The organism is Actinoplanes sp. NPDC049265, from assembly GCF_043197135.1.
Classification (GTDB): domain Bacteria; phylum Actinomycetota; class Actinomycetes; order Mycobacteriales; family Micromonosporaceae; genus Actinoplanes.
Genome location: NZ_JBICSP010000006.1, coordinates 87358 through 109219, shown reverse-complemented (window position 1 = coordinate 109219; position 21862 = coordinate 87358). Strand labels below are relative to the sequence as shown.

22 protein-coding genes are annotated in these 21862 nt (G+C 70.5%); 12 read left to right on the top strand and 10 right to left on the bottom strand.

The window, feature by feature from the left end; genetic code table 11:
* The first annotated feature begins 6 nt into the window (after positions 1–6).
* Together ACGFIO_RS17140 and ACGFIO_RS17135 are read left to right on the top strand one after the other, a co-directional pair.
* The gene (locus tag ACGFIO_RS17140; RefSeq protein ID WP_392827213.1) at positions 7–1044 is read left to right on the top strand and encodes a type III polyketide synthase; all 1038 of its coding nucleotides are present in this window, start codon (positions 7–9) and stop codon (positions 1042–1044) included.
* Positions 1041–1496, top strand: coding sequence for a DUF6023 family protein (locus tag ACGFIO_RS17135; RefSeq protein ID WP_392827212.1), 456 nt, complete (start codon positions 1041–1043; stop codon positions 1494–1496). The genes ACGFIO_RS17140 and ACGFIO_RS17135 overlap by 4 nt, the downstream gene beginning before the upstream one ends.
* A gap of 171 nt (positions 1497–1667) precedes the next feature.
* Here ACGFIO_RS17135 and ACGFIO_RS17130 read toward each other — a convergent pair whose 3' ends face one another.
* Positions 1668–2435, bottom strand: coding sequence for a hypothetical protein (locus ACGFIO_RS17130; RefSeq protein WP_392827211.1), 768 nt, complete (start codon positions 2433–2435; stop codon positions 1668–1670).
* A 332-nt stretch (positions 2436–2767) separates the two neighbouring features.
* Here ACGFIO_RS17130 and ACGFIO_RS17125 point away from each other — a divergent pair, with 332 nt between their 5' ends.
* The 4 genes from ACGFIO_RS17125 (at position 2768) to ACGFIO_RS17110 (ending at position 5965) form a co-directional block, all read left to right on the top strand.
* Positions 2768–3253, top strand: coding sequence for a CarD family transcriptional regulator (locus tag ACGFIO_RS17125; protein WP_041832964.1), 486 nt, complete (start codon positions 2768–2770; stop codon positions 3251–3253).
* Between the two features lie 43 nt (positions 3254–3296).
* Positions 3297–3995: a 2-C-methyl-D-erythritol 4-phosphate cytidylyltransferase gene (gene ispD, locus ACGFIO_RS17120; protein WP_392827210.1), complete on the top strand. Its 699-nt coding sequence runs from the start codon at positions 3297–3299 to the stop codon at positions 3993–3995.
* Between the two features lie 32 nt (positions 3996–4027).
* Positions 4028–4507, top strand: coding sequence for a 2-C-methyl-D-erythritol 2,4-cyclodiphosphate synthase (gene ispF / locus ACGFIO_RS17115; RefSeq protein WP_392827209.1), 480 nt, complete (start codon positions 4028–4030; stop codon positions 4505–4507).
* Positions 4508–4798: 291 nt separating this feature from the next.
* A complete protein-coding gene (locus ACGFIO_RS17110; RefSeq protein WP_392827208.1) occupies positions 4799–5965 on the top strand; it encodes a tetratricopeptide repeat protein in 1167 nt (388 codons plus the stop codon).
* Positions 5966–6189: 224 nt separating this feature from the next.
* On the opposite strand, the gene ACGFIO_RS17105 is transcribed toward ACGFIO_RS17110, so the two are convergent.
* The 4 genes from ACGFIO_RS17105 to ACGFIO_RS17090 form a co-directional block, all read right to left on the bottom strand.
* The gene (locus ACGFIO_RS17105; protein ID WP_392827207.1) at positions 6190–7149 is read right to left on the bottom strand and encodes a hypothetical protein; all 960 of its coding nucleotides are present in this window, start codon (positions 7147–7149) and stop codon (positions 6190–6192) included.
* Positions 7146–7604 (bottom strand): SRPBCC family protein, encoded by a 459-nt coding sequence (locus ACGFIO_RS17100; protein ID WP_392827206.1) that lies wholly within the window; start codon positions 7602–7604, stop codon positions 7146–7148. The genes ACGFIO_RS17105 and ACGFIO_RS17100 overlap by 4 nt, the downstream gene beginning before the upstream one ends.
* Before the next feature lie 53 nt (positions 7605–7657).
* Complete coding sequence (locus ACGFIO_RS17095) at positions 7658–8503, bottom strand: hypothetical protein (RefSeq protein ID WP_392827205.1); 846 nt, start codon at positions 8501–8503, stop codon at positions 7658–7660.
* A gap of 70 nt (positions 8504–8573) precedes the next feature.
* Entirely contained in the window at positions 8574–9761 is a 1188-nt protein-coding gene (locus ACGFIO_RS17090) for a chitosanase (RefSeq protein ID WP_392827204.1), read from the bottom strand.
* Between the two features lie 201 nt (positions 9762–9962).
* Between ACGFIO_RS17090 and ACGFIO_RS17085 the strand changes: the two genes are divergently transcribed.
* Positions 9963–11105 carry an ROK family protein gene (locus tag ACGFIO_RS17085; RefSeq protein WP_392827203.1) on the top strand — a complete coding sequence of 381 codons (1143 nt, stop codon included), beginning with the start codon at positions 9963–9965 and terminating at the stop codon, positions 11103–11105.
* 50 nt (positions 11106–11155) lie between these two features.
* Complete coding sequence (locus tag ACGFIO_RS17080) at positions 11156–11974, top strand: SMP-30/gluconolactonase/LRE family protein (RefSeq protein WP_392827202.1); 819 nt, start codon at positions 11156–11158, stop codon at positions 11972–11974.
* 117 nt (positions 11975–12091) lie between these two features.
* Here ACGFIO_RS17080 and hisC read toward each other — a convergent pair whose 3' ends face one another.
* The 4 genes from hisC to hppD are packed head-to-tail and all read right to left on the bottom strand — an operon-like array spanning position 12092 to position 15789.
* Complete coding sequence (gene hisC, locus ACGFIO_RS17075; RefSeq protein WP_392827201.1) at positions 12092–13192, bottom strand: histidinol-phosphate transaminase; 1101 nt, start codon at positions 13190–13192, stop codon at positions 12092–12094.
* Positions 13192–14061: an RDD family protein gene (locus ACGFIO_RS17070; protein WP_392827200.1), complete on the bottom strand. Its 870-nt coding sequence runs from the start codon at positions 14059–14061 to the stop codon at positions 13192–13194. The genes hisC and ACGFIO_RS17070 overlap by 1 nt, the downstream gene beginning before the upstream one ends.
* Complete coding sequence (locus ACGFIO_RS17065; protein WP_392827199.1) at positions 14058–14624, bottom strand: RDD family protein; 567 nt, start codon at positions 14622–14624, stop codon at positions 14058–14060. Before ACGFIO_RS17065 ends, ACGFIO_RS17070 begins: the two co-directional genes overlap by 4 nt.
* Before the next feature lie 10 nt (positions 14625–14634).
* Entirely contained in the window at positions 14635–15789 is a 1155-nt protein-coding gene (gene hppD, locus ACGFIO_RS17060; protein WP_392827198.1) for a 4-hydroxyphenylpyruvate dioxygenase, read from the bottom strand.
* A gap of 89 nt (positions 15790–15878) precedes the next feature.
* Between hppD and ACGFIO_RS17055 the strand changes: the two genes are divergently transcribed.
* From ACGFIO_RS17055 to ACGFIO_RS17045, 3 genes are all read left to right on the top strand, one after another.
* Positions 15879–16373 carry an Lrp/AsnC family transcriptional regulator gene (locus ACGFIO_RS17055; protein ID WP_392827197.1) on the top strand — a complete coding sequence of 165 codons (495 nt, stop codon included), beginning with the start codon at positions 15879–15881 and terminating at the stop codon, positions 16371–16373.
* Positions 16374–16576: 203 nt separating this feature from the next.
* Positions 16577–17878 (top strand): hypothetical protein, encoded by a 1302-nt coding sequence (locus ACGFIO_RS17050; protein ID WP_392827196.1) that lies wholly within the window; start codon positions 16577–16579, stop codon positions 17876–17878.
* A gap of 60 nt (positions 17879–17938) precedes the next feature.
* Entirely contained in the window at positions 17939–19606 is a 1668-nt protein-coding gene (locus tag ACGFIO_RS17045) for a fumarate hydratase (protein WP_392827195.1), read from the top strand.
* Positions 19607–19784: 178 nt separating this feature from the next.
* Here the strand turns inward: ACGFIO_RS17045 and ACGFIO_RS17040 are convergent, their stop codons facing one another.
* On the bottom strand, positions 19785–20303 hold the full coding sequence (locus tag ACGFIO_RS17040) for a hypothetical protein (protein ID WP_392827194.1): 519 nt from the start codon (positions 20301–20303) through the stop codon (positions 19785–19787).
* A 91-nt stretch (positions 20304–20394) separates the two neighbouring features.
* Between ACGFIO_RS17040 and ACGFIO_RS17035 the strand changes: the two genes are divergently transcribed.
* Positions 20395–21792: a class II fumarate hydratase gene (locus ACGFIO_RS17035; RefSeq protein WP_392827193.1), complete on the top strand. Its 1398-nt coding sequence runs from the start codon at positions 20395–20397 to the stop codon at positions 21790–21792.
* Positions 21793–21862 lie beyond the last annotated feature (70 nt).

Sequence of the window (21862 nt, the reverse complement as noted above, 5' to 3'; positions counted from 1 at the left end):
GGCATTTTGTCGAAGATCGCCGGGCTCGGTATCGCCCTTCCCCCGTCCGTGGACCAGGACGAGCTGTGGTCCGGCTACTTCGCCGCCCACTACGACGCCCGCCGCCGCCCGCTGGCCCAGCGGATCTTCCAGAACTCCGGGGTACGCCGCCGCCAGATCGCCGTCAGCCCGCTGGTCGAGGACGCGTCCGAGTGGACCACCCAGCGGCGGATGGCCCGCTACCAGATCGAGGCGATGCCGCTGGGCAAGGAGGCGATCGACCGCGCGCTGGCCGACGCCGGGGTCCGCGCCGACGAGATCGGCCTGTTCGTGGTCTGCTCGTGCACCGGCTACGCCACCCCCGGCCTGGACATCCTCCTCGCCCGTGACCTGGGCATGGCCCCGAGCACGCAGCGCCTCTTCATCGGCCACATGGGTTGTTACGCCGCGTTGCCGGCGATGGGCACGGTCGCCGACTACGTCTCGGCCCACGGCCGTCCCGCCCTGCTGCTCTGCGTCGAGCTGACCAGCCTGCACGTACAGCCCGCGGCCGCCCGCGTGGACGTGCAGCAGATCGTCTCGCATGCGCTGTTCGCGGACGCGGCGGCCGCCGTTGTGCTCACTCCGGGTGACGATGCTGACGCGTACGCCTTCCGTCAGCTGTCCGCCCTGACCGACACCACGGCGGTCGACCAGATGACCTGGGACATCACCGACGCCGGCTTCCGCATGGGGCTGTCCCCGCGGGTCCCGTCGGTGCTGGCCCGGCACGTGCGGGGCTTCGCCGACGAGATCGGGGTCCGTCCCGGCGACGGCTGGGCCGTGCACCCTGGTGGCCCCAAGATCCTGGACGTGGTGGAGGAGCGGTTGGGCCTGCCGCCGGACGCGCTCGAGGCGTCGCGGAGCGTGCTTTCGGCGTACGGAAACTGCTCCTCACCGACCGTGCTCCTGGTCCTGGACGCGCTCCGCCGCCGCGACGACCGACCAGATCGCGTGGTCCTGATGGCCTTCGGCCCCGGTCTCACTCTCTACGGCGCGATCCTGGGACCTAATCTGGGTCCGTGAGCGAGGAGCGTCTGCGCGGCGTGCTGCTGTATGGGCTGGCCGCCGTGGTGCTCCTCGGTGGCGGCCTGTGGTTCGTGCGGGCGGCGCCGCTGACCGGGGCCGACCCGCGGTTGCAGGCCTGGCAGGAGACGGTCGAGGGGCTGCTGCCGGACCGCCCCCGGGCGCTGGCCGAGACGGTACGCCTGGACGGCGACCGGGCCGCCGAACGCACCAGCCCCGTCGACAGCGGCTCGTACACCCTGGCCATGGTGTGTGCCGGCACCGGCCGGGCCCGGGTCCGGGTGAGCACCAACCGCCGCGATTCCGGTCGGGCGGTGCCGTGCTCGGACAACCCGGAGATCGGCCGCCTCGACGTGGCGCTGGCCGACGAGTTCTACATCGAGATCACCGGCGAGGACGAGCAGAGTGGTGCCGTTTTCCGCTGGCGCCTCGAACGCAACCTCGGCTACTGACCCGGCCGGTTCGCTCTGCGCTGCGCGCGGGCGCTCGGCTCCGAGCTCCGCGCAGGTGGTGGGCTCTGTGCTGTTGCGCGGCCGGTCTGTTCTGCGCGGCCAGCGGTGGCTTCGCCGGGAAGCGTGGCCGCCGACCGTTCTCGCGGTCCGCCTTGATGTTCCTGGCGCTGGTCAGAGGCGGGCCAGGTCACCCTTGAACGCCTCGACCGACGCCGTGCGGGCCTCGGTGCGGATGATCTTGCCGCCCCGGTCGACCAGGACCGTGCCCGCGGTGCCGTCGGGGGCCGCCAGTTTGAGGTATCGCCGCAGCTCGTCAGTCGGGTCGCGCAGCTCGCGGACGGTCTTGCCCTGCGGCTGCGGTGCCGCGCCGGTCGGTGGCGCGGTGCCCTTGGTGGGGCGGATGGCGCTCACCGTGACCACAACGATTCCGGGGCGTACGGCGGTGACGGTGTCGTTGATCAGATCGGTGCAGGCACAACCATCGGTCAGCAGGATCACCGCGGGTAGTTGACCACGGAGCGCGACCGCCTTGCCCTCCCGGTCGAGCAGTTCGAGGGACGGCAGCGTGTCGCCGGGCTCCTCGGTGTTGTCGGCCGTCCGCTCGGTCGCCGGCGATCGGGACGGCCCCGGCCACGCCGACGCGAACAGGCTCGCCACCGTCACCAGCACGGCCATCGCGATGATCACCACCGGGGCACGGAGGCCGGCGCTCGCGATCCGGCGCAGGCGGCGTACCCCCGGGCGGACCTTGAACCTCTCCCACCGCGAATAGGGTGCGGAGATCGCCAGCTCGGCCTGCACCGCCCTGACCTCGTCGGCAAGCTCCGAGAGATCGTCGGGGATGACGATGACGCCCCACTCCTCGGGCAGCTCGGGGAGGTCGTCTGGGGAGCCGCCGTCGCGCGGAAAATCGCCGCCGTTGTCGTTGGAGCCGCCCATAATTCACCCTCCTCCCAGACCGACCACATGTGCCGTTCGAGGACTTGTTGCCAAGCCTCTCTCAAGCGGGGCCGGGACGCCAGTAGTGTCTGGTTCCGGTCCCCAGCGATAAGCTTGACCTCACAAAGCAGTCAGTTCCGACTTTTACGACTCGGTCGATGAGCCCGTAACGCTGTGCTCACGCTGAGTGACGCAGGCAGCTCAACGCCCGCATGTCAAGCGGTAGAAAGGCCCGTCACAAGGCCTCTGAGCTGCACTAACAGTCACAGGCAGGGTGAGACATCGCCGCCTGAGCGTGTTACCCTGGTAACAGCGAAAGGGGTTTCGAACCTATGGTTTTCAGTGTCGGCGAGACCGTTGTTTACCCCCACCACGGGGCCGCACTCATCGAGGCAATCGAGACTAGAACTATCAAGGGCGTGGAAAAGCAGTACCTCGTCCTTCGGGTTGCCCAGGGCGACCTGACGGTCCGCGTGCCCGCTGAGAATGCCGAGATCGTCGGCGTGCGTGAGGTGGTTGGCGAGGAAGGCCTGGGCAAGGTCTTCGATGTCCTCCGCGCACCGCACACCGAGGAGCCGACCAACTGGTCGCGGCGTTACAAGGCCAATCTCGAGAAGCTCGCCTCAGGCAACCCGCTCAAGGTTGCCGAAGTCGTTCGTGACCTCTGGCGTCGTGAGCGGGAGCGTGGCCTTTCGGCTGGGGAGAAGCGCATGCTCGCCAAGGCTCGCGACATCCTCGTCGGCGAGGTGGCCCTCGCTGAGAAGAGCACCAAGGACGAGGCGGAAGTCCTCCTCGACAAGGTCCTCACCGAGGCCTGATCCGCCACATCACTCATAAGCAACACTTGAGAAGGACCGCGACGTGACCGCGCAGCTCAATGCTCGGGGTGACGTCGCGGTCCTCGTTCCTGCGGCGGGCGCCGGAGTCCGCCTTGGTCCGGGCGGACCCAAGGCGCTGCGGTTGCTCGCCGGGGAACCCCTCCTGGTTCATGCGGTACGCCGGGTCGCGGCCGCGCCGAGCGTACGCATGATCGTGGTCGCCGCCCCCGCGGCCGACGTCGAAGCGGTGTCGGAGCTGCTCACTCCGATCACCCCCGTCTCGGTCGTGGCCGGCGGCGCCGAACGCCAGGAGTCGGTCGGCCGCGCACTGGCCGTCGTGCCCGCCGACGTCCCGATCGTCCTGGTCCACGACGCGGCCCGCGCCCTCACCCCACCCGACCTGATCGAGTCGGTGGCTTCCGCCGTCCGAGCCGGTCGGCCGGCGGTCATCCCCACCCTCCCCGTGGTCGACACGATCAAGGAGGCGTCGCCCGAGGGCCTCGTACTCGGCACGGTCGACCGGTCGGTGCTGCGAAGCGTCCAAACCCCCCAGGGCTTCCAGCACCAGGTCCTGGCCGCCGCCCATGCCGCCGCGAGTGATCCACTGACCGACGACGCCGGCCTGGCCGAAAAGGCCGGAATTCCGGTCACCTGCGTGCTGGGTTCCGAGCTGGCCCTCAAGATCACGCGCCCCCTGGACCTGGTCATCGCCGAGGCCCTCCTCGCACACGGTCCCTTCTGAGCGGCCCTTCACGCGAGGCCTAGGCTGACCGGGTGATCTTTCCTCGGGTAGGCCTGGGCACCGACGTGCACGCTTTCCAGGACGGCGAGGAATGCTGGGTGGCCGGCCTGCACTGGCCCGGCCAGATCGGCCTGGCCGGACACTCCGACGGCGACGTAGCCGCCCACGCCGCCTGCGACGCACTGTTCAGTGCGGCCGGCCTGGGCGACCTCGGCAGCAACTTCGGCACCGCCCGCCCCGAGTGGGCCGGCGCCTCCGGCGTGACACTCCTGACCGAGGCGGCCCGGTTGCTGGTTGCCGCCGGCTTCACCGTGCTCAACGTGTCAATCCAGGTGATCGGCAACCACCCCAAGATCGGCCCACGCCGCGACGAGGCGCAGCGAGTGCTCTCCGAGGCGGCCGGCGCCCCCGTCACCGTCGCCGGCACCACCACCGACGGGCTGGGCCTGACCGGCCGAGGCGAGGGCCTCGCGGCAACGGCCGTCGCCTTGGTCCTGCCACCATCCGCCTGACCTGTCCACAATCCCGCGCCCCTGTGGACAATCCCGGCCGCCGCCGTCCGCGCCCGCTACATTGACCGCCCACCCTGTGTTCGGGTGGGGGAGGCGGCGGATCGTCGATCAGCGCAACCCACCACCCAGCGAGGCGGGCGGGCGAGCAGGCGCTGAGAGCGAGCTGAGCCGCGGCCCCTGGGCCTGTCGCCAGCCGCGGGAGCTAGCCGGGCGAGTGGGGGCGGGGTGTAGGAGGGCGAGCGGGAGCGGGCAGGGCGAGTGGTGTTCAGGTTGGTCGCCTACGCTCGGGGCGTGAGTGCCAGCCCGTTGGAGCCTGAAACGACGCCGGAGGAGTATCGGCAGCGGGCGCTGCTCTTTGCTGACCTGGGGCGGTATGACGACGCTGCCGCTGAGGTGGCGGCGGGGCTGGCGGGGGCGCCGCAGGATGCTGAGTTGCTGGCCACGCTGGCTCGGGTGCACCTTGTGGCCGATCAGCCGGCCGAGGCTCTGGTTGCGGCCGAGCGGGCCGTGGCGGCGGGCAGCGGCACGGTGGCGGCGCTGGTGGTTCGGGCGATGGCTCTCACCGACAACCGGAAGTTCGGCGAGGCCGCACGGGTGGCGAACCAGATACTGGCGCGGTGGCCGGGCGACGCCTACGCCCAGCGGACTGGGGCCGCGCTGCTCAGCGAAGCCCGGAACGGGCAGGATGCGCTGAACGCGGCCTGGAACGGGGTGCGGGCGGCGCCGGCCGAGGCTGAGGCGCATCTGGTGCTGGCGGTGGTGGCCGCCCGGCTTCGGCTTTTCGATCTGGCTCAGCGGGCGTACGCGGAAGCCCTCGATCTTGATGTTGCGATCGGCGACGCCCAGCGTGACGTGGGGATCGTGCGCCTGGAACGCCGGCGGTGGGCGTTGGCGCTGGAAGGGCTGGCGGACGACGCGGCGATCGACACGACCGCGCCGCCGGTGGTCGAGGAACTGCCGCGGGCCTATCCGGCTCCGGACCGGCCCGAGCCCGCGCCGGAAGCCTACGATCCGACGGCCGGCCTGCGGGGCGAGGTGTTTCAGGAGCCGCCGCCGGTGAGCAAGCCGCGGGGGCCGGTGCTGGACCCGTCCGGTGACTCGCGCGCCGCGGTGCGGCAGATGATCCTGTACGGCAGCAGCGGCACCCTGGTGGCCGCCCTGCTGACAGCGCTGATGGCGCAGGCCAGCGCGGGCGCCTCCCGGGTCTGGGCCGGCCTGATCAGTGTGATCCTCTTCGTGGCCCTCGCGGTGTGGCTGAGCCGGCGTCTGACCGAGCGGGCCGCTGCCGCCCTGACCCGCCTGCGGCGCACCGAGCCGCTGATGGCCGTCGCCGCCTACGCGTCGCTCGTGGCGCCGTTGATCATTTTTGGGTACGCCCTCATCGGCGGCCTGATCCCGCTGGTGGTGGCCATGATCGTGGCGGCGGCGGCCGAGTTGGTCGTCCTGCTGCGGCGCTGATCGGCGGCGAGGCCGAAGTGGTCCTCGGCCAAGGGGTCGGCGGCGGGGCTGAGGTGGTCCTCGGCCAAGGGGTCGGCGGCGGGGCTGAAAGGGTCTGTGGCGAAGGGGCCGGGGCTGGGGCCGGGGGCGCGGAGGCTGAGGTCGGTGGTCAGCGGCCAGTGGGCCGGGGGCGGGGCTGAAGCGGTACGCGGCACAAGGCTGGCCAGGGGCGGGCGACATGCGGCTCAGGGCAGCTTGGCCAGCAGGACCTGGTCGCGGGTGAAGGTCGGGCCCCGGTCGATGGCCAGGTAGCCGTCGGCCAGCTGCCATCCGGCCGGCGTCCAGTCGGTCCGGTCGTGGGGGTAGCCGAGGACGAAGTCGCCCCGGACCGTGCCGGTCGTCTCGTCCCGGGCGACCAGGTGGCGGTCGGGTGTGAGCACGTACGAGACGCCGCCGGCCGAGCCCAGAACGAAACCGGAGGGCGGAGCATAGGCGATGGGCCGCCCGGCCCGCCAGACCCGCCCGCTCACGTCACGCGCCCCGAGACAACCGACGGCGCACTCCACGCCGGTGAAGGTACCGGTGGCGACGACCGCGCCGGTCGAGGCCGACAGCAGCCGGTCGCCGCAGGCCAGGTCGGAGTCGGTGGCGAACGCCGGCCCGGCGCAGGCACGGGACCAGACCGTGGCCCCGGTCGCCGCGGCCAGCGCGGTGACCTGTCCGCCCGAACGGAGCAGCACCACCCGGGCCGCGGCGGCGGCGAACATGTCGGGCGGCGACCAGAGAACGTCCCTAGGTATGGAGAAGGACCCCGAAAAGCCTGAGGCGCGCCAGAGGGTACGCCCGGTCAGCCCGTCCAGCGCGATCACCGCCCCGTCCGACCAGCGGGTCACCACCACCGTCCCCACCGCGACCACCCCGCTGACCGACTGCGGCCACCGGCGCAGCGACCAGAAGGGCGTGCGGGCCGTATTGGCCGCCACGGGACCGTCGGCCCGCACCTGGCGCCGGGACACGTACACCCGGAACTGCCCCTCGACCAGCAACGGGATGACCGACATGCGGCCGGTCGGGCCGGGTGCCACGTCGACCGGTGCGGGGACCGTGCCGGTGGCCGAGAGCGAGGCTGGACGCAGCACCCGCCACCCGATCAGCCCTGTGACACCCACCAGCACCAGGGCGAGCAGTGTGCGGCCGTACGTCAAGCGGCCGCCGCCAGGTCGTCGAGGTCGCGCCGCAGGGCACCCTCGACCGTGCGGGCGGCCAGGCCGCCGAAGACAAGGGCCAGGAACCGGCCCGCCGGCGCTGTCGGAGTGCCGTCCTGGACCACGGTGACCATAGTTCCACCGCGGCGTTTGCCCTCCAGCACCGGTACGAACGTGTATGTCATGCGGTATTCGGCGCCGATGCCGGGCGACTCGACGGCGAAGCAGTTCCCGGGCGTGCTCGCGCTGACCTGGAACTCCTCGGTGATCTCGCCGCCGTCGGGCATGGTGCGGGTCTCGCGCCACACCGTGCCTTGCCCGAACGGGCCGGTGGTCAGCACCTCGACCGCGGTGACCGTGTGCAGCCAGGTGGCGCGGCCGGGCAGGTCGGTGAAGACGCGCCAGACCGCTTCGATGGGTGCCTCGATGAGGCGTGTCACCACGACTGTCGACATTGCGTGACCTCCCGCGTACAAAATACGGGGAACGGGCCGGTGCCGGACAGGGGTTACTGGTAGCCGCCGTTGATCAGGCCGAGCCGGACCAGCTCGGTCAGCGGTTCCATGATCGCGGCGGCGCCGAAGGCCGCCCACAGGGGCCGGGGTTCGTCGCGGCGGGCGCGGGCCGGCTCGACCAGCGGCACCGGGTGGGTCGCGCCGAGCGCCTCGGCCACCTCGGCGACCTCTTGCCCGTCGTTGGCCAGCAGCACCGCGACCAGCACGTTGAGGAAGCCGTGGTGGGTGAAGCCGGTTTCCGGGTCGGTGTGCCGCAGCGCGTGCCGGATGCCGGTGGCCAGCTTGAACGGCAGCTCGCGGTCGCGGCAGGCGCAGATTACGGCGGCCAGCTCGACGGGGGTGGGGAAGAGCTCGGCGGCCAGTCCGCCGACCCGGAATTTGGGCGCTATCCGCAGGCCGTCGGCGCGCATCGCGGCCACCGCGTCCAGTGCCGCCAGCAGGCCCCAGCTGAGCGGGATCTCGGCGTACACCTCCAGGTCCTTGTCGGTGGCGGCCAGCCGGCGCAGTTCGGCCAGGCCGGGTTGCGGGTCCTCGCCCCGGCGGGCGACCGCGGCCTCGATCGAGCGGACCTCGGCGCCGCACGACCGCAGCTTGGCCACGGTGGCGGGCAGGGCGGTGAAGGCCCCATCGTTGATCACGCCGACCGGCAGCCCGGGCGGTTCAAGATCAAGATCCAGGCGCGACGAGGGTACGAGCAGAGAGCCGGCCAGTTGGCCGTACCAGGCGTCGCGGTGCTCGCGGAGCCCGGCGGCGGCCGTCTTGACGGCTGTGTCGCCGGGCTGGAGCAGGGCGGCGTCGTCAACCAGCCCGGCCAGCAGCGGTGGCACCATCGACGACACGAATCGAACCTAACGGACGCTGCGAGCGGTGTTCAACAGCGTCCGTCAGGCCGTGTTTTCCATAGACAGATCAGTCGATCCGGAACTGCTCCCCGTAGACGGCGAAGACCAGCGGCGTGTTCAGGTCCAGGTTGCCGTTGTTGAGGAAGACGCGCTGCGCGGTGTCCACCCGTGAGGTGTCCGAGTGCGCCTCCTCCTTCTTCATCTCGGCCACCCGCGCGTCCAGGAACGCGTTCAGCCAGGTGGTCTCGTTGCCGCCCTGGGACGGCGGGACGGCGTGCCGCAGCGCCTCCGACCGCACCGAGCGCATGCCGTCGTACCCGTGCATGACCGCGGCGTCGTAGTAGGCGAACTGGCCGAGCGCGCGGACGCCGTCGTTCTTGGCGTCGCGGACCGACGGGTTGAAGTAGACCCGGTCGCGCTCGGATTCCTGCGCGGCCTGGAAGACGCTGTCGCCGGCGGCGGTACGCCAGTCGGCCGGGTAGTTGGGGTCGAGCCCGGCGTGCGAGTCGCTGCCGTCGACCTGGCGCAGGGCCGGCAGGTACTTGGCCAGCACGTTGTTCGGCTTGGTGGCGGTGTAGTTCTCGACCAGTTCGAGCATGTCGCCGGTGCCCGAGCAGAAGCCGATGATCCCAGCGGTGTAGCCACGGCCGTCGCCGATGTCCTCGATGTACCGGAACTGGGCCCGCCAGTCCAGCGACGAGTTCTCGGCCGCGCTGACCAGCTTCATCGCGACCTCCTTCTTGGCCGGGTCGTCGAGCGGGGTGCCGGTCGGCGGCGGGTTCTGGCCGCCGCCGGGCAGGGTCCAGCGCTGGTTGGCGCCGGAGCCGCAGGTCCAGATCTGCAGCCGGGTGCCGTCGGCGGAGTTGTTGCCGGTCACGTCCAGGCACTTGCCCGATCCGGTGTTGCGCAACCGGCCACTGTCGGCGGTCCACTTCTGGGCACCGCTGCCGTTGCAGTCGTACAGCTGGACCTTGGTGCCGTCGGCGGTGCCGGCGCCGGTGACGTCGAGGCACTTGCCCAGCGCGCGGACGTCGGTGCCGGCGGTCCAGTTCTGGGCGTTGGTGCCGTTGCACGTGTAGAGGTTGATCGCTGTGCCGTTGGCATTGGCCGCGCCGGCCACGTCGACGCACTTGCCGGCCAGGCCGGTGATCGGGCCGGCGCCGGCCGCGCTGGCCGGGAGGACGCCGAGGACGATGCCGCCGGCACTGATGAGCACACCTGCTGCGGCCGCGATCGCGGCCCTGGGGATGGACATGAGCGCTCCTCATATCGATGGGGAAGGTAACGCTATGTCAGTTAACCTGTTTTATCAATTCTCAGTTGTCAATGTCTGACAGCGGTGGGCGTCGCTTGACACTGATGCGTCATACGCCTACGTTCCGTGACATCTGTTCGATGTTCGTGGGGAGCAAACGGGTTGTCGCGACCAGCGGGTTCATCGAAGCTCCTGCGTGCCATGAACGAGAGCGCGGCCTTCGCGTATCTGCTGGATCCGGGCACGTTGACCCGCGCTGACCTGCGCCGGCTGACCGCCCTGTCGACCCCCACGATCTCCGAGGTGCTGCGCCGGCTGGTCGGCGCCGGGCTGGTCTCGGTGGTCGGGCACAACAGCGGCCGGCCGGGCCCGAACGCCGAGGTCTACTCGGCCAATCCGGACGCCGCCTGGACCGTCGCCATCTCGGTGCGTGACATCGGCGCCAGTGGCGCACCGTCGCTGACCGCCGCGGTGTGCGACCTCACCGGCGAGGTCCGGGCCCGGGTCGAAACCCGCGTCAACTTCCTCGAGGCCGACCCGATCGAGGCGCTCGGCGGCGTCGTCGACCGGCTGCGCGCCGAGACCGGGGCGCCCGCCGCCTGGATCAAGCAGATCCAGCTCGGCGTGGCCGGCTCGTACGACCCGCGCACCGAGACCATCCACCACGTCGAGGTGCCCGGCTTCGGGCGCAGCGGGCTGGTGCCGGAGATCGCCGCCCGGTTCGGCACCCGGGTCGACGTGGACAACGATGTCAACCTGGCCGCGGTGGCCGAACGCCGGCGCGGGATCGGCCAGGGCGCGGACGGCTTCGCGCTGCTCTGGCTGGGCCAGGACGGCCTCGGCCTCGCGATCGACATCGGGGGCGCGCTGATGCGGGGCGCGCGCGGCGGGGCCGGCGAGATCGGTTACATGCCGCTGTACGCACCGGACTCCGCGCACAGCAAGATCGCCCTGCAGGACCTGGTCGGCGGCGCGGCCGTGCTGGATCTGGCCCGCGAGCATGACATTCCCGGCGAGACCCCGCCCGAGGTGGTCGCCTACGCCGGCGAGCGGCGGGCCGACTTCGCCGAGTTCTTCAGCCAGCTCGCCGACCGGGTGTCGGTCGGTCTGGCCGCGGTGATCGCGGTGCTCGACCCACCGCTGGTGGTGCTGGCCGGCGAGGTGGCGCAGGCCGGCGGCGGGGCGCTACGCGACGCGGTGGCCGCCGCCATGCAGCGCAACGAGCCGCTGCAGGCGCAGATCGAGGTGACCAGCATCCACGATGACGCGGTGCTCCTCGGTGCCCTCGACGCCGGCCTCAACTCGATCCGTGAGGCGCTGCTGTCGGCGATCTCCGACGCTTGAGTTGCCGGCTCCGCTCCGCTTCGCGGGCGATCGCCGCATAGTCTCGTGGCGTGGTGGAGTTGGTTCTCGAGGGAATCGTGCTGGGGGAGTCGGTTCGATGGCACCAGGGCCGGGTGTGGTTCTCCGACTGGGTCGCCGGTGAGCTGATCCAGGTCGAGGGCGGGTCGGCGCGGGTGGTGGCCCGGGTCGACGGCATGCCGTTCTGCTTCGACTGGCTGCCCGACGGCCGGATGGTCAGCACCAACGGCACCCATCAGCGGCTGCTCGCGATCGCCCCGGACGGCGAGCAGACCACCCACGCCGACCTCGCCGGCGTCGTCGCCCCGCACGCCTGGAACGACATCGCGGTCGACCCGCGCGGGCACGTCTTCGTCAACAACATCGGGTACGACTTCCCGGCCGGCCCGCCCGCACCCGGCCTCATCGCGGTGATCACCCCGGGCGGCGCGGTCCGCCGGGTCGCCGGTGACCTGCTCTTCCCGAACGGGATGGCGGTCAGCCCGGACGGCGGCACGCTGGTCGTGGCCGAGTCGCACGGCGAACGGCTGACCGCCTTCGACATAACCGCGGAGGGCAACCTGACCGACCGCCGGGTCTGGGCCGAGCTGCCCGGCGACGCCCCCGACGGCCTGTGCTTCGACCCCGAGGGCGCGATCTGGTATGCCTCGGTCCCAGGCCGGCACTGCCGCCGGGTTCGCGAGGGCGGCGAGATCCTGCAGACGGTCACCTTCGAGGACGGCGCCTTCGACTGCGCCCTGAGCCCCGACGGCACCCTCTACGCCGTGACCGCCGACTTCTCCGACCCGAACGCCATGTTCTCCGGCGCCCGCACCGGCCGCCTTCTCGCTGCCACGGTCAAACCTGACTGACCTCTCGCCAGCCGGCGGCCCGTCCCGCGATTGTCCCGTCGTTGAGATGGCCCGTGGTTTTCTGGCGCCCGTCGGGGTTTGCGGGCGTCAGAAAAGCGCGAGTCATCTCCAACGGCATCAGGGGACGATCGCCTCGCCGAGCGGAGCGAGGCCATCCAATACAGCCAGGAAGGCGTCGTTCTCCTCGGGGGTGCCGATGGTTACGCGTACGCCGTCGCCCTGGAAAGCCCGGACGATCACGCCACGCTGCTCGCACGCGGCCGCGAAGGCCGCGGCCTTGTCTCCCAGCGGGAGCCAGATGAAGTTGGCCTGGGACGTCGGGACGTCGAGGCCGAGCTTGCGGGTGGCCTCGGTGACGCGGTCGCGTTCGGCGATGACCACGGCGCAGCGGCGGCGTACCTCGTCCTCCTGATCGAGCGCGGCCATGGCCGCGGCCTGCGCGACCAGGCTGGTCGAGAACGGGGTGACGACCTTGCGGACGGCCGCGGCGACCTCGGGCTGCGCGACCAGGAAACCGATCCGCAGGCCGGCCAGACCCCAGGCCTTCGAGAGGGTACGCAACACGACCACGTTGGCCCGGTCGCCGTAGGTGGTCAGCGCGTCCGGGACCCGCTCGTCGGTGACGAACTCGCGGTACGCCTCGTCGAGGATGACCAGCACGTCGGACGGCACGTCGTCGAGGAAGCGGTCGAGCTCGGCCCGGCCGACCGAGGTGCCGGTCGGGTTGTTCGGGTTGCAGACGATCACCACGCGGGTCCGGTCGGTGATCGACGCGGCGAGGGCGGGCAGGTCGTGCCCGTGGGTGGCCGTGTTGGGGACGCGGACCGAGGTGGCGCCCGAGGTGGCGGTGATGATCGGGTACGCCTCGAACGAGCGCCACGCGTACACCACCTCGTCACCGGGCAGGCTGGTCGCCTTGATCAGGTGCTCGGCCAGCGCCACCGAGCCACAGCCGGTGACGACGCGGTCGGCGCTCACCGCGTACCGCTGAGCGATCTTGTCTCGAAGATCGACCACGCCCATGTCGGGGTAGCGGTGCGAGCCCAGCATGCACTCGGTCACGGCCTCGACCACGCCGGGCAGCGGCCCGAACGGCACCTCGTTGCTGGCCAGCTTGATCGCCTCGGCGATGCCGAGCTCCCGCGCCAGGTCGGCGACGTTGCGCCCGGGCACATAGGTGGGCAGTGCGTCCAGGTCGGCGCGGGTCAACCGGGTCATCAGGAGGTTCCTTCCCGTTCCGTGGGTGGCTTGTGGTCGGGCTGCAGGGCGATGACGACCGTACGCGCGGTCTTGTCGTGCAACGCCTGCCGCAGCTGCTGGTCGAACAGCGGCGACAGCGAGTCGACCAGCTGGATCACCAGGCCGAGGCCGGCGCAGCCCCAGAAGGGGGTGAACAGGCCCAGCCGGGCCCAGCGGCGGAACGCCCGCCCGAAGCCGAGCGGCTCGGTGTTCTCGACCGCCATCACCTTGATGCCGACCATCCGTTTGCCCAGCGTCTGCCCGCGGGAGCCGATGGCCGGCGCCTCGTAGAGCAGCCACAGCAGGGTGGCCACGATCAGCATGGTCCAGAGCAGGTATTCCGACCGGGCGCTGGGGTCGGGCTGCTCGCCGAACGGGTCGGCCAGCGCGGCCCGGTACATGGGCAGGAACTCCTGCAGGAACTGGTAGGCGAACCAGCCGTTGACCACGACGTTGAGCAGCAGGACGGCGAACACGTCGACGAGCCGGGCGACCAGCCGCTGACCGAACCCGGCGAGCGCGAAGCCGTGCGGCCGGGCCTGCACGATCCAGCCCGAGCCGGGCGGCGGCGTCCACCCGGGCGGCGGCATCCAGCCCGGCGGGGGCGGCGGGTAGCCCGGCGGCGGTGTCCACGTCTGCGGGTAGTCGGGCAGCTTGTTCGGGTCCTCGGCCGGGGCTGGCGTGGTGACCGGCGGCGCGACGACCGGCTCGGGCAACGGCTCGGGCCCGTCCGGCGGGGGCGTGGCGTCGGCCGGGATGGCCTTGCCGACCCAGCCCTCACCGTCCCAGTAGCGCTGGGTCGCCGGGTCGGCCGGGTCCTTGTACCAGCCCGCGGGCAGGGAGCTCATGGGCCAACCTTTACCACGACGGTCTCGGCGAACTTGTCGTGCAGGGTCTGCTGGTACGGCTTGTCCCAGAGTTGCCAGAACCCGTCCAGGTAACTGAACATCGGCACCACGAGCCCGCAGATCGTCTCGACCACGTACCGCTTGGCCGCCATGCCCCGGGTCAGCCGCAGGTTCGGGTCGATCGGGACGACCTTCAGCTTCATGATCTTCTTGCCCAGGGTCTGGCCGCCGCGGTGCATGTACTCCACGTGGTAGAGGTAGAGCAGGATCAGGTCGACCAGGAAGATGCCGGCGTAGATGATCAGGAACGGCCCGATGACGTCGCCGAACGGGTTCGGGTCGGTCGCGTCGACGCTGTTCATCACCCCGTAGAGATAGAACCCGTACACCGGCAGGAAGATCAGCATGATCACGGCGCCGAGGATGGCGCTGTCGATGATGTAGGCGAGCAGCCGGTTGCCGAAATCGGCCAGCGGCTGCCCGCCCGGGCTCATCGGTTGGGGCGGCCCGCCGTACCCGTACGGCGGCGGTCCCTGGTAAGGCGGGTAGGCCTGGTAAGTCACCGGGACAGTGTTACAGGTTTCCGCGCAGCTCTTGCTCCCGCTCGATGGCCTCGAACAACGCCTTGAAGTTCCCCTTGCCGAAACCGAGCGAACCGTGCCGCTCGATCAGCTCGAAGAACACCGTCGGGCGGTCCTGCACCGGCTTGGTGAAGATCTGCAGCAGGTAGCCGTCCTCGTCCCGGTCGACCAGGATCGAGCGCTTCTTCAGCTCCTCGATGGGTACGCGGACCTGGCCGATCCGTGCCCGCAGTTCCGGGTCGTCGTAGTACGAATCCGGGGTGTCGAGGAACTCCAGCCCGGCCGCGCGCATGGCATCGACGCTGGCCAGGATGTCGTTGGTGGCCACGGCGACGTGCTGGGCGCCCGGGCCGCCGTAGAACTCCAGGTACTCGTCGATCTGCGACTTGCGCTGCGACACGGCCGGCTCGTTCAGCGGGAACTTGACTTTGCGGGTGCCGTCGGCGACGACCTTGCTCATCAGGGCCGAGTAGTCGGTGGCGATGTCGTCGCCGATGAACTCGGCCATGTTGGTGAAGCCCATGACCCGGCGGTAGAACTCCACCCACTCGTCCATCTTGCCGAGCTCGACGTTGCCGACCACGTGGTCGACCGCCTGGAAGTAACGCTTGGGCTGCAGGCCGGCCGCGATGGCGGCGCCGCGGTCGACGATCGGGCCGCGGGCCACGAAGCCGGGCAGGAACGGGCCGTCGTACCCGGACCGGTCGATCAGGGTGTGAATGGTGTCGCCGTAGGTCGCGACGGCGGCGATCCGGACCGTGCCGTGCTCGTCTTTGACGTCGTACGGCTCGGTCACGCCGCGGGCGCCGGCCGCTGTCGCGTGGGCGTACGCCTTGTCGACGTCGGGCACCGCGAGCGCGATGTCCTTGATGCCGTCGCTGTGCGCGGCGACGTGGTCGGCACCGGCCGCGCCGGCGTGCACGGCACCGGTGATCAGGAATCGGGCACCGCCGCTGACCAGCACGTACTCGGCGTGGTCGCGGTAGCCGTGCTCGGGCCCGCGATAGGCCACGCAGGTCATGCCGAACGCGGTCGAGTAGTAGTGGGCCGCCTGCTTGGCGTTGCCCACCAGGAACTGGAGGTAGTCGACGCCCTGGACAGGGAAGACGTCGGCAGTCGGGGTCGCGCTTTCCATCGTCTGCGTCATGACGTGATCGTTGTCTCACGTACGGTCGATGGGCAATAGTTACAGTTTTTGCTGGTCAACGTGCGCAATCCGTAGAGTGGGGGACGGCTGTGACTGGTCAGGATGTCCAGCTCGACGAGCTTGACGCGCGGCTGCTCTCACTGCTGCAGGACGAGCCCCGGATCGGCGTGCTCGAACTCTCCCGGCGGCTGTCGGTCGCCCGCGGCACGGTCCAGGCCCGGCTGGACAAGCTGATCGCGCGGGGCGCGATCCGCGGCTTCGGACCGGACGTCGCGCCCGCGTCGATCGGCTTCGGCGTGACCAGTTTCGTCACCCTCGAGATCAGTCAGCGGTACGGCCACAGCGCGCTGATCAAGCACCTGGCCGACGTGCCGGAGGTGCTGGAGGTGCACACCATCACCGGCAGCGGGGACATGCTGTGTCGCGTGGTGGCCCGATCGAACACCGACCTGCAGCGGGTCATCGACCGGATCCTGAACCACGAGGGCATCGAGCGGGCGGCCACCATCATCGCCCTCGCCGAGCTCATCCCGTACCGGATCATGCCGTTGGTTTTGGAGGCCGCGAAGCGCTCTCAGCGATGACCGCGGCCGCGAAGCGCTCTCAGCGATGACCGCGGCCGCGAAGCGCTCTCAGCGATGACCGCGGCCGCGAAGCGCTCTCAGCGATGACCGCGGCCGCGATGCGCTCTCAGCGATGATTGAGGCCGCGAAGCGTAACCAATCGGGATGACACGGGCTTAAGGGGCCCTCCCGGTCGAGCCGGGTGGATCTCGTTAGCGTGTGGCGTGGCTTCCGGCGGCACCCCGAGGGGGTACATCGCGATCTTCGTCGTCGTCGGCCTCGTCGTGCTCGCCCTCACCCGCGTCTTCAACCCCTGGCCACAGGTCTGGAACTGGGTGACAGCGGCCGGGCCGGTGGCCGAAGGCGCCTCCCAGTGGCAGATCAAACTCAGCGGATCCCCGGCCGGCGTCACCATCGCCGGCGACGCGGCCATCGTCGAATACCGCACCCGGGTCGAGTCGTACGGGCTCGGCGCCGGCGTCAAGCTGTGGCAGTCCGACGCCGACTGGGCCTCGGTGGCCGGCACCGGCCCGGACGCCGTGGTCGTCACCGGCAAGCTGCTGACCAAGGGCTACCAGGTGCTCGACCCACGCAGCGGCGCGGTCCGGCGCAGCGACAACGCGGCCACCGCGGTGTGGGCCTACCGGGACGCGATAGTCGACCTGGCCTGCGTCAAAGGCGGCGAGTGCGAGCTGTCGGCCTGGGACCCGCGGGGCTCACGTCCGCTGTGGAGGGTCAGCACCGGCGGCATCGGCTTCGTCCTCGACGCGGCCAACCCCGCCCTGCCCGGCACCCAGCCGCTGCCCGCGTCCCAAGTGGACGACCAGGTCGCCGGGCGGCCGTACCTGCCCGGGCTGATGGGTCTGGCCGACGGCGGGCACGTGCGCATCGTGGACACCGCCACCGGCAAGGTCGTGCAGACCCTGACCCCCAAGCCGGCCGAGCGGGTCACGGTGGTCGGTGGCCGGGTCATCACCGTCACCGGTACGGCCGGCGACGGCACCTGCTACTACAGCGTGGTCGCGACCAACCCGGGTGCGGGCACGGTGTGGCAGCGGGACGGGCTGAACCTGCGGACCGCGGACAACGGCTCGTCCTGCAAACAGACCCGGGACCCGGCCGGCGGTGACGACGTCGTGCTCGGCGTCGACCCGGTCGGGCGCGAGGAACTGATCGCGGCGCACGACGGGCGGCGGCTCTGGTACGGCGCCAAAGATCAGGACGTGCTCGCCGTGAACGACGCCCACGCGATCGTCCGGAGCGCCGACCGCAAAACGCTCAGCGGGCGATCCTTCAGCACCGGGGACGTCACCTGGCGGCGGAACGTCAACGACGGCGCGTCGGCGGCACTCACCCCGTACGCGGCGATCATCGCCAACGCGTCGCCCCGGCGGATCATCGCGCTGTCCCCGGCCGGTGGGCGAGTGCTGGTCGACGCGCGTACCGAGGCCTCGGTTTTCGCCACCGGACCGCAGGGCCTGATCGCCGTGGACGGGCGGGACATGGCCTACCTGCCGTACAAGTGATCGATTCGAGATCCCGGGCCGTTCGCAGTCGCGCAACCCTCTGATTTAGGCTTGCCGCTCATGAACAGACCCGGCTCCTTCACCTACGCACCCTTGCTGCCGGTCGGTGACGACACCACCGACTACCGACTGGTCAGCGATGAGGGCGTGGATGTGGTCGAGGGACCCGGCAAGCGCCGCTTCCTGACCGTCGAGCCCGAGGTGTTCACCCTCCTCACGGCCGAGGCGATGCACGACATCGCACACTTCCTGCGGCCCGCCCACCTCGCCCAGCTCCGCTCGATCATCGACGACCCCAAGGCATCGCCGAACGACCGGTTCGTGGCCCTCGACCTGCTACGTAACGCCAACATCGCGGCCGGCGGCGTGCTGCCCATGTGTCAGGACACCGGCACCGCGATCGTCATGGGCAAGCGCGGCCGGCACGTCCTCACCGACGGCCGCGACGAGGAGGCGATCGCGGCCGGCGTCTACGAGGCGTACACCCGGTTGAACCTCCGTTACTCACAGCTCGCGCCACTGACCATGTGGGACGAGGTGAACACCGGCTCCAACCTGCCGGCCCAGATCGAGATCGCGGCCGAGGACCCGGGTGGCCATCCCGACGCGTACAAATTCCTGTTCATGGCCAAGGGCGGCGGCTCGGCCAACAAGTCGTACCTCTACCAAGAGACCAAGGCGCTGCTGAACCCGGCGCGGATGATGGCCTTCCTGGACGAGAAACTGCGGTTGATCGGTACGGCCGCCTGCCCGCCGTACCACCTGGCCATCGTCATCGGCGGCACCAGCGGCGAGTACGCCCTCAAGACGGCCAAGCTGGCCAGCGCCAAATACCTGGACAACCTGCCCCGGCACGGCACGATGGCGGCGCACGGCTTCCGCGACGTCGAGCTGGAGGCGGCGGTCCTCGAGCTGACCCGCGACTTCGGCATCGGCGCCCAGTTCGGCGGCCGGTACTTCTGCCACGATGTCCGCGTCATCCGGCTCCCGCGGCACGGCGCGTCCTGCCCGGTCGCGATCGCGGTGTCCTGCTCGGCCGACCGCCAGGCCGTCGCCAAGATCACGCCCTCCGGTGTCTGGCTGGAACGGCTCGAGACCGACCCGGCCCGCTTCCTGCCCGACGTTTCCTTCGACAACGAAGAAGTCGTCCGCGTGGACCTCAACCGGCCGATGGACGAGATCCGGGCGCTGCTGTCCAAGTACCCGGTCAAGACCCGGCTGTCGCTGACCGGCCCGCTGGTGGTGGCCCGGGACATCGCCCACGCCAAGATCGCCGAGCGGCTGGACGCGGGCGAGCCGATGCCGCGATACCTGCGCGACCACGCGGTCTACTACGCCGGACCGGCCAAAACCCCCGAGGGGTACGCGTCGGGTTCGTTCGGGCCGACGACGGCCGGGCGCATGGACTCCTACGTGGAGAAGTTCCAGGCCGCCGGTGGGTCGATGGTCATGCTGGCCAAGGGCAACCGCTCGGGGCAGGTGACCCGCTCGTGCCAGACGCACGGCGGGTTCTACCTGGGCTCGATCGGCGGCCCGGCGGCGCGGCTGGCCCAGGACTGCATCCGGCACGTCGAGGTCCTGGAATACCCGGAACTCGGCATGGAGGCGATCTGGAAGATCGAGGTCGAGGACTTCCCGGCCTTCATCGTCGTCGACGACAAGGGCAACGACTTCTTCGCCGACGTGACCAGGCCGAAGGCTGTTCTCAACATCGGCGCCCGCCCCTGACGCGCTGGCGGCGGTGGTAGGAGCGGGCGGTATCCGCGGAGCGGATACCGCCTGGGCTACCACTGGGGTTTGGGGCGCAACCACTTACGCAGGTGGAGCGGAGCGACCCTCGGCGGGAGCAGCGGTCTGTACCACCCACCCCGCTACGACCGGATCTTGAACTTGGTCTTGGTCTTGATCAGGCGCAGAAGCCGGTCACCGGGTTCATCCAGTCGAGCATTTTCGACTCGATTTTGGCGTCCAGGTCCTTGGTTGTCTTGATCGAGTCGAAGAAGGCCTTGTCCGACGCGCTCTGCGTGACCTTCGCCGCACTCTGCTCGCCGGCGACCTTGAGGTCGGGGTCCTCGGCCACCGAGACCTCCTTGGTGATCTGCGCGCCGACCTTCTTGAGCTCCTCGCCGGCCGCCTTCTGCGCGGCGGTCGCCTCGGGCGCCTGCTTTGCCTCCTTGTTGGCGATCATCTTGCCCATCTGGGCCGAGAAACCGCCGAAGCCGTCCGCGTAGATGGCCGAGACCTTGTCGCACACCTGCTTGGTGTTGGTCGTGTAGTCGGGCGCCACGTAGGTCGACTCGGCCGACGCCGAGGGCGACGGAGGCGCCTGCTCAGCGGTGGTCGAGGCGTTGTTCGCGTCGCTGCCACAGGCGGTCAGCGCCACGAGAGCACCACCCGCCACAGCGGCCAACAGAGCGCGTCGCATCACAAAGATCCTGTTCAGTAGGCAGTCCAAACGCTGGCCCACGGTACGTTCCGTCGTCCAGCCCGTCCACTTTCGGTGTACGAATGAGGGTGTGACGAGTGACGAGAGCGGATACCGCATCGAGAAGGACACGATGGGCGAGGTCCGGGTCCCGGCCGACGCCCTGTGGCGGGCGCAGACCCAGCGCGCGGTGGAGAATTTCCCCGTCTCGGGGCGCGGGCTGGAGCCGGCCCACATCAAGGCGCTGGCCCAGATCAAGGGGGCCGCGGCCCAGGTCAACGCCACTCTGGGCGTTATCGACGACGATCTGGCCAAGGCCATCGCCACGGCCGCGGCGCAGGTGGCGGGCGGGGGTTTCGACGACCAGTTCCCGATCGACGTCTTCCAGACCGGGTCGGGCACGTCGTCGAACATGAACGCCAACGAGGTGATCGCCTCGCTCGCCGCGCGTGAGCTCGGTCGCCCGGTGCACCCGAACGACCACGTCAACGCCTCGCAGTCGAGCAACGACGTCTTCCCCTCGTCGATCCACCTGGCCGCCACCGAGGCGGTCACCAGCAACCTCATCCCGGCCCTGGACCACCTGGCGGCCGCGCTCAAGGCCAAGTCCGACGCCTGGGCCGAGGTGGTCAAGAGCGGGCGTACGCATCTGATGGACGCGACGCCGGTCACGCTCGGTCAGGAGTTCTCCGGCTACACCGCGCAGGTGCAGTACGGCATCGACCGGCTCACCGACACCCTGCCCCGGCTGGCCGAGCTGCCGCTGGGCGGGACGGCCGTGGGCACCGGCGTGAACACGCCGCCCGGCTTCGCCCCCGCGGTGATCGCCACGCTCAAGGAGATGACCGGGCTGCCGCTGAGCGAGGCCCGCAACCACTTCGAGGCCCAGGGCGCCCGGGATGCGCTGGTCGAGGCGTCGGGCCAGCTCAAGGTGGTCGCGGTCGGGCTCTACAAGATCGTCAACGACATCCGCTGGATGGGGTCGGGGCCGCGGGCTGGCCTGCGCGAACTGCGGCTGCCCGACCTGCAGCCGGGCTCGTCGATCATGCCGGGCAAGGTGAACCCGGTGGTGCCCGAGTCGGTGCGCCAGGTCTGCGCCCAGGTCATCGGCAACGACGCGGCCGTCGCGTTCGCCGGCACTCAGGGTGACTTCGAGCTCAACGTGATGCTGCCGGTGATGGCCCGCAACCTGCTCGAGTCGATCCGGCTGCTGGCCGCGGCGGCGCGCATGCTGGCCGACCGCTGCATCGACGGGCTGGAGGCCAACGAGGAGATCGCCCGGGGGTACGCCGAGGGCTCGCCGTCGATCGTCACACCCCTCAACCGATTCCTGGGGTACGACGAGGCCGCCTCGATCGCCAAGGAGGCGCTGGCCTCCGGTTCTTCGATCCGCTCGATCGTGCTGGCCCGAGGCCACGTCGACCGTGGCACCCTGACCGAAGATCAACTGGACACGGCCCTCGACGTCCTTCGCATGACGAGGCCCTAGGCCTAGGCCTGGTTTCGAATTCAATCCCGGGGCGTCAGCACTGGTGGCGAATGTGAAAACCAGGCCTTTG